Origin of the sequence: Gimesia sp. (assembly GCF_048262075.1) — a bacterium.
GTDB lineage: Bacteria > Planctomycetota > Planctomycetia > Planctomycetales > Planctomycetaceae > Gimesia.
This window is the reverse complement of the sequence record NZ_JBLXFK010000002.1, coordinates 397,961-411,813: the sequence shown is the minus strand read 5'-3', so window position 1 is coordinate 411,813 and position 13,853 is coordinate 397,961. Positions and strand designations below refer to the sequence as shown.

At 48.3% G+C, this 13,853-nt stretch carries 8 protein-coding genes; 2 read left to right on the top strand and 6 right to left on the bottom strand.

All coding sequences use genetic code 11. From position 1 onward, the window contains the following. Positions 1–10: 10 nt before the first annotated feature. Positions 11–2,290: a serine/threonine protein kinase gene (locus ACN0YH_RS05310; RefSeq protein ID WP_417378520.1), complete on the bottom strand. Its 2,280-nt coding sequence runs from the start codon at positions 2,288–2,290 to the stop codon at positions 11–13. A gap of 262 nt (positions 2,291–2,552) precedes the next feature. Between ACN0YH_RS05310 and ACN0YH_RS05305 the strand changes: the two genes are divergently transcribed. Then, positions 2,553–3,341: a hypothetical protein gene (locus ACN0YH_RS05305; RefSeq protein ID WP_417378519.1), complete on the top strand. Its 789-nt coding sequence runs from the start codon at positions 2,553–2,555 to the stop codon at positions 3,339–3,341. Here the strand turns inward: ACN0YH_RS05305 and ACN0YH_RS05300 are convergent. From ACN0YH_RS05300 to gyrA, 5 genes are all read right to left on the bottom strand, one after another. Further along, the gene (locus tag ACN0YH_RS05300) at positions 3,313–4,611 is read right to left on the bottom strand and encodes a 3-keto-disaccharide hydrolase (RefSeq protein WP_417378518.1); all 1,299 of its coding nucleotides are present in this window, start codon (positions 4,609–4,611) and stop codon (positions 3,313–3,315) included. The two genes, ACN0YH_RS05305 and ACN0YH_RS05300, sit on opposite strands and share 29 nt — an antisense overlap. Before the next feature lie 54 nt (positions 4,612–4,665). Beyond that, positions 4,666–5,776, bottom strand: a protein-coding gene (gene prfB / locus ACN0YH_RS05295; protein ID WP_417378517.1) for a peptide chain release factor 2 whose coding sequence is annotated in 2 segments (ribosomal slippage) — positions 4,666–5,706 and positions 5,708–5,776 — 1,110 coding nt in all. Because the reading frame shifts where the segments join, the coding sequence is not laid out codon by codon here. Between the two features lie 92 nt (positions 5,777–5,868). After that, entirely contained in the window at positions 5,869–7,179 is a 1,311-nt protein-coding gene (locus tag ACN0YH_RS05290; RefSeq protein ID WP_417378516.1) for a UDP-glucose dehydrogenase family protein, read from the bottom strand. 86 nt (positions 7,180–7,265) lie between these two features. After that, positions 7,266–8,288 (bottom strand): dTDP-glucose 4,6-dehydratase, encoded by a 1,023-nt coding sequence (gene rfbB, locus ACN0YH_RS05285; RefSeq protein WP_417378515.1) that lies wholly within the window; start codon positions 8,286–8,288, stop codon positions 7,266–7,268. A 57-nt stretch (positions 8,289–8,345) separates the two neighbouring features. Then, positions 8,346–11,105: a DNA gyrase subunit A gene (gene gyrA / locus ACN0YH_RS05280; RefSeq protein ID WP_417378514.1), complete on the bottom strand. Its 2,760-nt coding sequence runs from the start codon at positions 11,103–11,105 to the stop codon at positions 8,346–8,348. 493 nt (positions 11,106–11,598) lie between these two features. Between gyrA and ACN0YH_RS05275 the strand changes: the two genes are divergently transcribed. Next, a complete protein-coding gene (locus tag ACN0YH_RS05275) occupies positions 11,599–13,842 on the top strand; it encodes a serine/threonine protein kinase (protein ID WP_417378513.1) in 2,244 nt (747 codons plus the stop codon). Positions 13,843–13,853: the final 11 nt, after the last annotated feature.

Below are 13,853 nucleotides of genomic sequence, written 5' to 3'. Positions count from 1 at the left end.
ACACAGCAGCTTACTTTTCGAGGGATTTCAGACTTGCGAGAAAGTCTGGAAACAATTCTGGCTGAATCCCCGGTGGTTGTGCAGATTTTCTCGGTACTTGAGCTTCGGTGACCAGAGAATCTGCAGGGTGTAGACTCAATTCAGCCGCGAATTGAAATTTTCCCGTGGAGAGCCCTTCGATTATCATATTCTCTGTACCGAGTTCTTCGAGTGGTTGTCCGGGGGACTCCTGCCAGCCGGCGATCAGGATATCGGAAGAAGCAACAGAACCTTCCCCCACCAGTCCGATTGATGACAGCCAGTTTTTTGGTGGTTTAAAGTCTTGGAACTGAATTAACGCAGCCTGGGCCAGTCCAAACACACAGTCCCGGGCTTCTATCTGAATGGCACCGGGAATCTGAATCTGTTCGGTCCATTTCAATAGCAGGAGTGGACCGGTCTCCCGCATGGTCAGGTGCTGCAGGTTGAGGTTTAACTGCTGGTCAATTTCCGGTGGGTGTTCCAGGTAGACCATGGAGTTAGAAGTGAGGTTCAGGCAATTGGCGAGCGAAACATTCTGAGGTGTTTGAGATAAATACACTGCGTTTCCGGGAATTGCAAAAATCGTATTCTGAATTGCCAGGTCTGTTCCATTTCGTTGTTGTGGATCCAACGGCTTCCAATACAGGGCACTACTGATCTGGTTCGAACCGGTTTTGGTCTCTGAGTCCAGTTGTGCGAAGTAACTGGAGCTGATTTTAACCGTTTGGGCTGTCACATTTAACAGGGCATGAGTGGTTTGTGCTGAAGTCTGTTTTGAACTGGCTCGATTGATAAAAATCACATTTTCCACGATCAACTGTTCCGCGACAACACGAAATGAATCTTCTTCTATTTCAATAATGGCAGGATGAGCCGGGTCTCCCTTGAGAGTGAGGGGACCGATGGTGGTGATACTGGTTGATTCGTACACAGTATCTGCTTCCAGGCGGATGACTCCCTGTTCGTCGGGTACAGGGATCAAAGCGCGAACGGCCTGGTCTGTTGCGGATGGTGCAGTTTGAGGGCCGGAGATCGATGCGCGACTGTCGTCAGTCTGTTTGAAAGAGACTTTGGAAGTAATTTCCAATAGCTGGTTTCGAGCTCCTTCGTCCAGAAGCGTGAATGATAGTCCGGAGAGTACAAAAATCAGTGCAGCGATCAGTGGCAATCGGCCAGATTTTTCTGATTTCAGGTCTGGCTCTGCCCGGGATGTCTGGTGCTGAAAGGAGTCATGGAACCTGGCCAGAACATTTCGTGCTGTGGTTCCAGGCCAGAGTTTTTTGGCAGCCTGTATATCCAAGGGACGCTGCCGGGGATCAGATGCGGTAAAGCGAATTAATGCTTCAGCCAGTCCTGCAGGTGTTTCGGGAGCCCAGCTGCGGATATCGGGCACGGATTTCGTCTGATGGCAGGCGAGTTTGGCCAGTGGATCACCTGTCGTAAAAGGAGGTCTTCCGGCAAGTAATTCCCAGAGTAAACATCCAAGGGCATACAGATCGCTCTGTGTATCAGGATGACGTCCGGTTCCGATCAGTTCCGGGGCAATACCATCATAGCAACGGGGAGGTAAGGCAGCGTGAATAGTCAGTTCTGGAGAAAGGACAGATGCCAGACCCGGATCGACGAGAGCAGCATTTCCTTTATCAGTCAGACGGACATTCCAGGGACGGATGTCGCCGTGAATCACTTTACGCTGCTCAAGCATTCCCAGTGCCTCCAGCAATTGGGAGCCAATGGCCAGCACAACGTGAACAGGAAATCGTCCGCGGCGAATCAACAGTTCAGAAACAGGAATCGATGGCAGATAGTGGCTGATAATCACAAACTGTTGAGGCAGGTATTTGATGACACGTGGTAATACCAGCGAGGGATGATGCAGGCCTTGTAGCCGTTGCAGCAGACTTTGGAAATGCTTTTGTAGCTGCTGGGGCTGTTCAGACTTCGGAGTCGTGACTTTCAACGCGCATTTTTCATTGCTCTCGGGTACCCTGGCGATATAGGTCTGGGAATTTGGTGAATGTCCCAGTTCTGAAATCAGAAGATAAGGGCCGACAGCCAGATGTTCGGGGTGACCTGATTCCAGCACGCGCGCCTGGAACGGAGTGATTTTCTGTGCTTGAACCAGCGCGTCAATCCAGACGGAGTCGAAGGCGGGAATGCCACGCGTCAGTTTACGCACGCGACCTCGACAGCGTCTCACATCCGCTGTGGTACAAAGCTTAAGCTTTGTTAATCGATGCATTAATTCGGGAGACGGTGGTTCGAGCAACGTGACGAAATCCTTTTCCACAACGTTACAACAAGGCAGCTAACCTCGAGCAATATTTGTATGTTTGTTTTGAGTCCGATCAGCCTGATAGAAAATGAGTTATGGCAAAAATTACAATATTTCGCAATAGTGATTTGCTGCTTAATGCCTGATTGAAAGTCGTTAGAGAGGTATTTCAGAAACGAAAAAGATCAGGTATAAATGCTGTTGTCTTAATCTGAATATCTGGACAAAAGTGTAATGGGAATGAGGCCCTCGTCTGATGCATGTGTTGATTATTGGTAATCTGACTCCGGAAATGGACTCGATTTCCAGGTCCGTCAGAGAAATCTGCAGTGAGGCTCAAATCCTGGAAGTTTCCAAAATGGATATGATTACGACTGTTACAGTCAATCCTGATCTGATCGTTGTTTATCAGAACTGGCCTGATGAATATGAAACTCACATATTAGATGATCTTGTCAGTCGCTTTCCATTGAGTCGCTTTGTCTGCTGTTATGGAGTCTGGTGTGAATCTGATGGCAGGACACGGGCGACCTGGCCGTTCAGTATTCGCGTACCCGCACGTAGTGCTGCTTCTCGTATACAAAGGGAATGGGAAATCATTCAATCGGATGCTCCAGTCTTTCCTCTCACCGCCGGGCGCGATGAAATATTTTTGTGGGAATCGTCGACCTTGCCATTGCGGCTGGATGAACAGGGGGTTGCACTACGCATCTGTGTGTTTTCTGGTGACAGGCAGTATCGGAGGATGCTGGAAGAACTGATCAGAGGCTGGGGAGGAGAAATTGTAGCATTCTCTCTCCAGAATACGGCTGACGTCATTGTGTATGATCTGGATCCCTGGGAAACAGTTCTGGATCAACTGATTACCCGGGCGGAACCTGTCCCCATCATTGGGATGATGGGGTTGGCCCACCCCGAAATGATCACTGCTGCAAACTTATGGGGAGTACGCAAAGTGGTGACGAAACTTGCTCCCGAGGCAGACCTGTTTCGCGCAATTCACTGTGTCTGCGAATTCAAGGAGAATCTGACGGGAGATCGCTGATTTTCAGATTCTTGAAGTTGAGGTCTGTAGTCGGATCATGTCCCTGCAGGCTGATATGCCCTGCTTTTAACCTCAAGCCTTTACGAGGATTCTCATCTGGTTTTCTGGTGTCCGTCCAGTCAGTCACCTGATAGCCGTCAATCCAGACTGCAATATGTGGTCCATTAGCGGAGAGTGTGGTCGTGAACCATTCATGATCATTGGAAACCACACGCCTGGCTTCTGTTCGACGAAAAATGGCACCTGTGCCTGCGTTTTCAGGTTTGGTCCGGTCTCCGTCTTTGATTCCGTTATGGATCTGAACTTCGTATCCATTAGCCATCCCTTTTTCCGAACCCTTGATTGCACGGAAAAAGTAGCCGCTGTTGAGGGCGTCTCCATTTGATTTTGCAGTCGCCTGAAACAGAAAATCTCCCCAGGTTTCTTCTGTTTCCAGGTAGCCCTGTTTTTCAGCTGTAACATGAATGGTGTTATCAACAACCTCAAAAGTACTCTGCGAACCGGGGACAACATTCCAGCCCGCCAGATCAACACCATTAAAAATTGTCGACATCCGGAGCGGTTTCAGATAAATCTTTCGAAATTCAATGGCCCCTTCGTTTTTCTGCAGACCTATGAAACCAATTTTCCGCAGATTCTTTGAAGTGTCTTTAAAATTCAAAATCTCTTTGCCATTGATGGATGCTTTGATCTCTGGACCTTCCAGGCGTACATCGCAAGTTTGCCATTCGGAGCTTACGGGAAGAGGGTTTTCAATCTTGCTGCGGGCGACGAGGCTCCCAGTGGGGAATTCAGTTTTCTGATCACACAGATTCAGCTCATAGCAGTCCTTACTGGGATCTTTAGGATCAAAAGTGGTTCTCAGAAACATGCCACTATTTGTTTCAGGAGTCAGCTTGAACTCGAATTTGAGCTCATAATCTGCAAAAGGAGTTGTGGTGAGCAGTAGTCCTGGTTCCCCCTTGTCCGCTTTGATGACTCCTTCTTCGGTATGCCAGTTGACATCATTGTTGGGCTTCCAGCCGAATAGACTGTGACCATCAAAAAGTGCGATCCAGCCGGCGGCTATTTCTTCATCAGTCAAGCCTGTCACGGGAATCACATCACCAGCTGGTTCCTTTATTTGGGGGGGAGCCTTGGGAACTTCACCTGCTACCGGTTCCGCATGGGACTTCGCATCCGGGGAAGGATGTTCCACTTTCAGGCAGCCTGCCAGGGCAAATGAAAAAAACGCGATTAAAACCAGACAGACACATGTATTTCGAAACATTAATTCTTTCCCCAAAAATGAGACGATCCTGCAGCCGATCATCTGTTTTGACTCTTAGTTTTCTGTCATACCCCAGCGCAGAAATGCTTCCAGGAAACCATCGAGGTCACCATCCAGAATGGGGCTCGGGTTGCCTGCTTTATACCCCGTACGAGCATCTTTGACATACTGTTCAGGATGTAGAACGTAATTTCGAACCGTCTGACCTCCAAAACCAATCTTGGACTTACCACCTCGTTTCGCAGCCAGTTCTGCATCACGTTTTTCCTGCGCGATCTGGAACAGCTTTGCTTTCAGCATTTTCCGGGCTTCAGCACGGTTTTTATGCTGACTGCGATTGTTCTGGCATTGCACGACGACCCCTGATTCGAGGTGTGTCAGGCGGATCGCAGAATCTGTTTTATTAATGTGCTGCCCCCCTGCTCCACTGGCACGATACGTATCTTCACGGACATCCTGATCCCAGCTGATTTCAATTTCCGCAATTTCACCCATATCCGGTGAAACATCAATTGCGGCAAAGGATGTATGTCGGCGTCCGGCAGAGTCAAACGGACTGATCCGAATTAAACGATGGTTTCCGGTTTCTCCTTTCAGATAACCATAAGCGTAGTCACCTTCAATCCGAATGGTCGCACTGCGGATGCCTGCTTCTTCCGCATCGGAACGATCGAGGAGTTCTACTTTGAACCCCCTCCGTTCACACCAGCGCAAATACATGCGCAGCAGCATTTCAGCCCAGTCTGAAGAGTCGGTGCCTCCTTCTCCTGCCTGGATACTCAGGTAGGCAGCAGAACCATCTTCCGGAGCGGACATCATCGCCTGAAGCTCCAGGTGTTCCAGTGTGGATTCGAGTCGCTCGGCGGTAGCAGAGAGCTCCGGGATACTGTCTTCGCTGCCTTCTTCCTCAATGAACTCCATCAGGACTTCGAGGTCTTCAGCGCCTTCGACGAGTTCGGTTAGCGGTTTGACAACCAGTTGGATCTGCTGCATTTCGTTGACAAGGCCTTGCGCCTTCTCCTGGTTATCCCAGAAGCCGGCTGCTCCCATGAGTTCATTGATTTCAGCAGCGCGTTCTTTTTTTTCAGCGTAGTCAAAGAGAGTCTCGTAGTTTGACAATGCGATCCATAATTCCAATGCATTTATCTTTAAGTTCGTGATCCATTTTCGTACTTTCTTGATGTTATCGAGAACTGATCTCTCAGAACTGTTATTCTTTTTGATTCAGGTTTTAGAGCATGCGACAGGGGGTAACTATTATTTTAAAGAGCTGAGTCCGATGCCGATATATTCAAATCCTTTTTGTTTCATTTTTTCAGGCTCATACAGGTTCCGTCCGTCAAAGATGAGGGGGTTCGATAGTTTATGCTGAATATAATCAAAGTCAGCATGCCGGAATTCATTCCATTCCGTGACAATGATCAGGGCATCGGCCCCCTGCAGAGTATCATAGTGGTGATCAAAATAGGCAAGCTGATCGCCATATATGTCTTTGACATTATTCATGGCAACCGGGTCGTGGACTTTCAGTTGCGCGCCGGCCTCTAAAAGTTGATCGATCAGAACCAAGGCAGGAGCTTCACGAATATCATCGGTTTTTGGTTTGAAGGCCAGTCCCCAGATGGCAAAAGTCTTTCCCTGCAGATCGCTTTTGAAATAGTTGTTTACTTTTTCAAATAAGACTCTTTTCTGAGCGGTGTTAACCTGGTCGACCGCATTCAGAATAGAAGGTTCCATCTGACGGCTTTTGGCAACGGAAATCAGTGCAGAAACATCCTTGGGAAAACAGGAGCCCCCATAGCCCACTCCGGGAAACAGAAAGGAAAAGCCAATCCGTTGATCGTGGCCGATGCCTCGTCGCACCTGGTTGATATCGGCACCCACCCGTTCACAGAGGTTTGCCATTTCGTTAATGAAACTGATTTTTGTCGCCAGCATGCAGTTTGCGACATATTTTGTCATTTCCGCGCTCTCCAGTTCCATGGAAAGGAATGGATGTTCGGTACGTAAAAACGGTTTATAGAGCTCGTGCAGTGTGTCAGAAATTTCAGGTCGGGACACTCCTACGACAACCCGGTCGGGCTTGGAGAAGTCATCAATGGCTGCCCCTTCCTTCAGGAATTCCGGATTGGAGGCGACATCAACGACCCTGCCAGTCAGTTCCTGAAGCATTTCAGCGAGTTTGCGGTTCGTTCCGACCGGGACCGTACTTTTGATAATGACAATGGAATCCTCTGCCAGAAGGGGTGCGAGTGACTCGGCGACCTTCCAGATACTATCAAGATTGGCTGAGCCATCTTCTTTTTGGGGAGTTCCCACTGCGATGAAGATGCACTTGGCGTCAGGGATGGTCTCATCATAACTGGTCGTGAATAAAAGTCGCCGGGCTTTCGTATTGCGTTTCACCATTTCTTCGAGCCCTGGCTCAAATATGGGAATCTCACCAGCTTTCAGTTTCTGGACTTTCTGTTCATCGATGTCGATGCAGGTAACATGATTCCCGCTTTCGGCAAAACAAGTGCCTGTCACCAGTCCCACGTAGCCAGTGCCAATTACTGCAATTTTCATATGATTCTCTTTTAACTGAATGAAGTGCGGAGAGCTGAGTGTCAGGCAAGCAGCTCTAATTGGTTAGTGATTAGTGTTATTTGTGATTATGTATTTAAGCGGTTGCCGTACTGCTGATCGTAATATTTCATATATTGTCCCGAGCGAATTCGGCTGACCCACTCCGGATTATCAAGGTACCACTGAACCGTATCTCTTAAGCCAGTATCAAATTCGGTCTCTGGCTTCCAACCTAATTCTGCTTCTGCTTTGCTGCAGTCAATCGCGTAACGCAAATCATGTCCTGGCCTGTCCGTGACATATTTGATTAATGATTCTGGTTTCTCAAGTATATTCAATAAAAGTTTGGTGATCTCAATATTCTGCATCTCTGCATTGCCACCAAAATTGTAGATTTGGCCGGGCTTCCCTTTTCGCAAAGCTGCATCAATCCCGCGACAATGGTCAATGACATGAATCCAGTCTCTAACATTTGTTCCTTCACCGTAAATGGGTAGTGATTTATCTTCCAGGGCATTGGAGATGAATAACGGAATCAGCTTTTCAGGAAACTGGTAGGGACCATAGTTGTTGGAGCAGCGGGTAATAATGGCGGGGAAGTCAAAAGTCTTAATATAACTTCGTACTAACAGATCGGCAGAGGCTTTCGAAGCAGAATAGGGGCTGTTAGGAGCAATGGGAGTTGTTTCAGTGAATAATCCCTCGGCACCCAGACTGCCATAGACCTCATCTGTGGAAACTTGGACGTAGCGCTCTATATTCCTGCTGCGCGCTGCGTCCAGCAGGACTTGAGTTCCCACGATATTAGTATGAATAAAGGGGCCGGAATCAAGAATGCTGCGATCCACATGCGATTCAGCAGCGAAATTAATTACAGCGTCGAAATTTGTGGTGTTTAATAGTGAGTTTACAAAATCGGCGTCTGTAATGTCCCCTTTAACAAAGGTATATCCAGAGTGCGATTCAAATTCTTTCAGGTTTTCCAGATTGCCAGCGTAAGTTAACTTGTCGAGATTGGTTACCGAAATATCCGGGTATTCTGAGAGTTGATAGCGGATAAAATTAGAACCGATAAATCCACAGCCTCCAGTTACTAAAATCTGTTTCATAAGAGTATCCATTCTTCTGAAAGAAATAAAATTCAGAGCCTGCAGTACAGGCAGAAATCATTCGACCTCATCAGTTGTGTTGTTGGCATCTGTCGGTGATGGAATATTATTGTCGGGAGTGCTGGCGGATTCCTCGTTCTCTGATTCGTCAACAATTTCCGCCGGGATTCTTGCCAGTGAGACCAGTTTGTCATTGGCATCGAGTGTGATGACCCGGACTCCTTGTGTGTTCCGACCGACCTGACTGATCTCACAGCCTCTGACCCGTTGGATTTTGCCACTTGATGTAACCATCAGGACTTCATCATCTTCGGCTACCGGAATAATGTCGACGGCGTTGCCATTGCGTGCGGAAGTCCGGATATCACGGATCCCTTTTCCGCCACGTCTCTGGCGTCGATAATGCATTCCGCTGCGTGTTTCCTGCTCTTCATCGGCATGATCATCTGAGTCAGAATCTGCTTCTGCTGTCGGTTCTTCTTCATTTTCAGGAACCTCATCAACATTTTCTTCAGCAGCAGGGATAAAGCCAAAGGGGGTGCGTTTTCCGTAGCCATTTTCACAGACCGTCAGCAGGCAGGTCTCAGGATTGGCGATGACCATACCGATGACGTGTCCCGATTTGGAGAGCTTAATGCCTTTCACGCCACGTGTATTCCGTCCCATACTACGTGCATCTGACTGGGCAAAACGAATTGCCATTCCATCAGAGGTTGCCAGCAGCAGATCCTCACCTGGTGAAACAATCAGAGCTTCTACCAGCTCGTCGTCTTCATCCAATTTGATTGCGATAATGCCCCCCTTCTGCGGACGCGAGTAAGCAGAGAGTGGGGATTTTTTAATGATCCCGTTTCGCGTTGCCATGACGAGGAAGCGTTCTTCGTCAAATTCCCGGACAGCCACACAGTTCGAAACGGCTTCATCTTCCTGCAGTGAGAGCAGGTTGACCAGTGCACGTCCCTTTGCTGTGCGTCCCTGGAGCGGAAGATCATAGACTTTTTGCCAGTAAACGCGTCCTCGATTCGTGATAAACAGCAGGTAGGAGTGAGTGCTGGAAACAAACAGATGCTGAATGGGATCTTCCTCATCCGTTTTCGCACCTTTGATTCCTTTTCCACCCCGATTTTGTGCCTGGTATGTATTCAGTTGAGTTCGTTTGATGTAACCTCGCTGGGACAGAGTCACCACCATCGGTTCTTCTGTAATCAGGTCATCGCGATTAACGTCGGTCAGTTCATCTTCGGAAATATCGGTACGGCGTTTGTCCGAGTATTTCTGCTGAAGCAGCAGCATGTCTTCACGGATCACGGAGCGGATATGATCTTCATCCGACAACAGATACAGATATTCGGAGATGGCTTTGAGGAGTTCCTGGTGTTCGCCACTGAGCTTTTCGCGTTCCAGATTGGCCAGTGAACCAAGCTGCATGGAGACAATGGCTTCTGCCTGATTGGCTGACAGCGAGTAATACTCGTGAACCCCCTGCTCATTCTGATATTCTTTGAAACCATCTTCACCCAGTGCGCGTTCGATGAGCTTACCATCGACCTGTAGACCCTGCAGGCTGATTTTGGCCTCGGCCCGGCTAGGTGAGTTTCGGATGGTCTTGATGACTTCATCAATATCAATCTGCGCGATCATCAACCCTTCAACGGTATGTTTTCGTTTGCGGGCTTCAGCAAGCAGAAATTCCGTACGTCGGCGGATCACATCAATGCGATGCAGAATAAACTGCTGAATGAGCTCTTTGATCGAAAGGGTTTCCGGACGGTTACCGACCAGCGCCAGTAGAATAATACTGAAGGTATTCTGCAGAGGAGAGAACTTAAAGAGTTGTGCCAATACTACTTCTTTATCTGCATCCCGTTTCAGGATGATCTGCAGGTGCACTTTCCAGGGAGGGACATTTCTGTCGGTGAGGTCGACGATTCGCGAAATTCCTTTAACCCGGTCATCGCGAACCAGGGTCTCAAGTTTTTCGCGGATGCGGTCCCGTGTTTCCATATACGGAATTTCGGTCACGACAATCACGTCCGATTGTTTTTCGGTTTCGAAATGAGTCCGTGCCCGAAGTGAGATCGTGGATCGACCTGTCGCATACCCTTTGCGAATGCCATAACGTCCACAAATAATCCCGCCTGTAGGGAAATCCGGGCCGGGCATCACCTGCAGGATGTCATCAATTGTGGCTTCCGGATTATCAATCAGTAATGTGATTGCTTCGCAGACTTCTCCCAGATTCTGAGGTGGGATGCTGGTTGCCATACCCACTGCGATACCACTGGAGCCATTTACCAGCAGGTTGGGAAATTTGGATGGTAGAACAACAGGTTCATCATTCCGCTGGTCGTAGGTTGGGACAAAGTCAACCGTATTCCGATTAATATCGTCCAGCATTTCTGCTGCGACCGCGGACAACCTGGCTTCGGTATATCGCATGGCCGCTGGAGGCAAGCCAGCCAGAGAACCAAAGTTCCCCTGTTTATCAATGAGGACATTTCGCATCACCCAGTCCTGTCCCAGTCGGACCAGGGTCGGGTAAATGGAACCATCCCCGTGAGGGTGATAGTTACCGCTGGTATCACCAGAAATCTTTGCGCATTTTACCCTTGATGAACTTGCTCCCAGGTTCAAATCATTCATGGCGACAAGAATCCGGCGCTGTGACGGTTTTAACCCATCGCGTGCGTCCGGAAGTGCGCGGCTGATAATCACACTCATCGCATAGGTGAGGTAACTGTCGCGCATTTCATCCTGGATGTCCAGGTATTTGATATTCTTATCAATATTCGGTTCTTCGCCGTTGTCGCTAGCCAATCCTTGTTCTCCTTAAGGAAATGAACTACTGATTTATGTCTGGTCTGGATTGTTTAATCGTATTTATTAACGGGAGTGGTCAGAAACGACAGGTGCTAATCGAAGGTACTGGATGCTCCATCCCGACACTCTTCAATTGGTTGAGAAAGGATACTGCTTTCCATGCTGTAACGTTCAAATCCACTCGCTGAATTGCAAGCTGTTTTTTGGTCAAAACAGGGGTTGAAAACTGCCTGAAACGCTACAGAATTCAAGTCTGTCAGACACTACCAAATTGTAGCCGGAAGGACCTGCTTTCACAACTAATAAGGCCCCTGAATTTTGGTGTCTTCCAAGGGAGAAAAACCTTGATTTTCAATAAGTTACGTTCTGAGATTTGTCATTGAGAGCCAACCGTCAATTGCATAGAATAGAAGCAGCGTCCTTGACCGTTTCCAGAGCTGTTCTGTGCGTGAAAATTCCGCCGGTGTTTCTTATCAAAGATATTGTTTTCATGAATGATTCAGATTCTCAACAGAGCACTCGAAAACCTGGAGACGTTCAAAATTCAGGAGGACAAGAACAGAAAAATCAGGGTTCAGAGGCAGAAACGGCTGAAAAAACACTGGTTCAGTCGCCTGAAGAACAAGCCCGGGCTGCTCATCTGAGTAAAGATCGGCAGCTGCTGCCTGCCAAAGTTCCCGGCTATGTCCTCATGCGGTCTCTGGGAGAAGGGTCATATGGATCTGTCTGGCTGGCTCAGGAAGAAAATACGGGAAAATATGTGGCGATTAAATTTTATACGTATCGCCGAGGCCTGGACTGGTCGTTGTTGAATCGCGAGGTCGAAAAACTGGCAGATTTATATACATCGCGGCATATTATCAGTCTGCAGGGAGTGGGCTGGAATAGCGATCCTCCGTATTACATGATGGAATATCTGGAAAACGGATCACTCTCCTCTTTTCTGGAATCCGGGCCTTTACCTGTTTCGGAAGCAGTCCGAATCGCCAAAACCGTTCTGCTGGCTCTGGTGCACGCTCATGGACGAGGCATCCTGCACTGTGATCTCAAGCCGGCCAATATTCTTCTGGATGCGAATTTTGAGCCTCGTCTCTGTGATTTCGGCCAATCGCGACTCTCAGATGAACAAAGCCCTTCCCTGGGAACTTTGTATTACATGGCTCCGGAGCAAGCCGATTTACAGGCCGTTCCTGATTCCCGCTGGGACGTATATGCATTGGGAGCGCTGCTGTACCATATGCTTTCAGGCAATGCTCCGTATCGCACTCCAGAAAATGAGCAGACGCTACGCAGTCTGAATACGATTGATGAAAAACTGCAGGCATATCGCGATTTGATTCGTAATTCACCACGGCCGGCAGAGCACCGCAAAGTCTCCGGAATGGATCGACGGCTCATAGATATTGTTGATCGTTGTCTGGAGACAGACCCCCAAAAACGATTCCCTAACGCACAGGCAGTCTTGACCAGCCTGGTGCAGCGAGAACAGCAGCGGGCGCGCAGGCCGTTGATCGCTTTGGGGATTATCGGACCGCTTCTGGTGATCATTGGACTGATCCCGGTTGCTGGGGCAGTCGTCAATAAGATGGTTTCACAGTTTAGAAATAATTTAACGCATCGGGCACTGATCGGTGATTCCATCTCAGCTAGCCTGTTATCACAAAATATGGAGCGAGAATTGCAGGACCGCAAAGATCAACTGGTTGATCTATCCGAACGGACACTCCTGCGTTCCCTGATGCAAGGTGACCAGGAGGAAGACGGAGAGATAAAAAACAGATATCCAGAGTTGTTTTCATATCTATTGCAGGAAAAAACTCTGGTAGATGAAAAGCGTGCTGAACTGGGACGAGAGCAGGATACGAGCTGGTTTCTCACTGATGACAAGGGGACTCAGATCTGGCGCGACCCCTCTGGGCCGACCATCGGACAGGATTTTTCCTATCGGGACTATTTTCACGGTCATGGTACCGAATATGACAAAGATGAGATTCCAGAGGGGATTGAACCTATCAAAGAGCCGTATATCTGTCAGGTTTTTATGAGTGATGCCACACATCAATGGATGGTGGCGGTTGCCGTTCCAGTCTGGGATCTCAAACATGAAAAAGTTCTCGGAGTTTTATCGAGAACCACCCATCTGGACCAGTTACTGTCTGGCTTTGATGAGAGTATCAATGGTGATTCAGAAATTGTTGGTGATCGAAAGATTGCCTTGATTGATAATCGTGATGGGAAGATGCTGGCACACCCGCGCATGACTTCCGATACATTACGAAGTCTCACACGTGAAGAGGTTGATCAACTGGTTCTGACTGATAAGGACTTTGAAAAACTGCAATTATTCCGCAAGGAAAAGAACAAAACTCAATCTGGTCGGTTGACCGCAAAAGTTGATGACTACCAGGATCCTGTTGAAACGGTATTGTCAAAAGAAGGATTGGATAACGTCTGGCTGGCTGCATTTTCTCCGATTGGTACAACAGGTTGGACAGCGGTGGTTCAGGAACGTCGCAGTATGGCATTGAAGCCTGTTGCTGAAATGCGCAACTGGTTAATCCAGTATGGATGTATCGTTCTGGTGACAAGCTGCCTGTTGATCTTTACGGTTTGGTACTTTGTGATGCGGGTACTCACAGAACGTCGAGTCTGGGACTGGTCACGTCATCACTCTGATAAACGTACTGAGCAAGGTTCAACCACGGCCAGTTGGCCGAGTCAAAAGCAGAGTTAAACAATCAGTTT

Coding starts and splice junctions, on each gene's coding strand:
- ACN0YH_RS05305 (WP_417378519.1), top strand. CDS start 2,553: ATGCATGTGTTGATTATTGGTAATCTGACTCCGGAAATGGACTCGATT.
- ACN0YH_RS05300 (WP_417378518.1), bottom strand. CDS start 4,611: ATGTTTCGAAATACATGTGTCTGTCTGGTTTTAATCGCGTTTTTTTCA.
- ACN0YH_RS05290 (WP_417378516.1), bottom strand. CDS start 7,179: ATGAAAATTGCAGTAATTGGCACTGGCTACGTGGGACTGGTGACAGGC.
- rfbB (WP_417378515.1), bottom strand. CDS start 8,288: ATGAAACAGATTTTAGTAACTGGAGGCTGTGGATTTATCGGTTCTAAT.
- ACN0YH_RS05275 (WP_417378513.1), top strand. CDS start 11,599: ATGAATGATTCAGATTCTCAACAGAGCACTCGAAAACCTGGAGACGTT.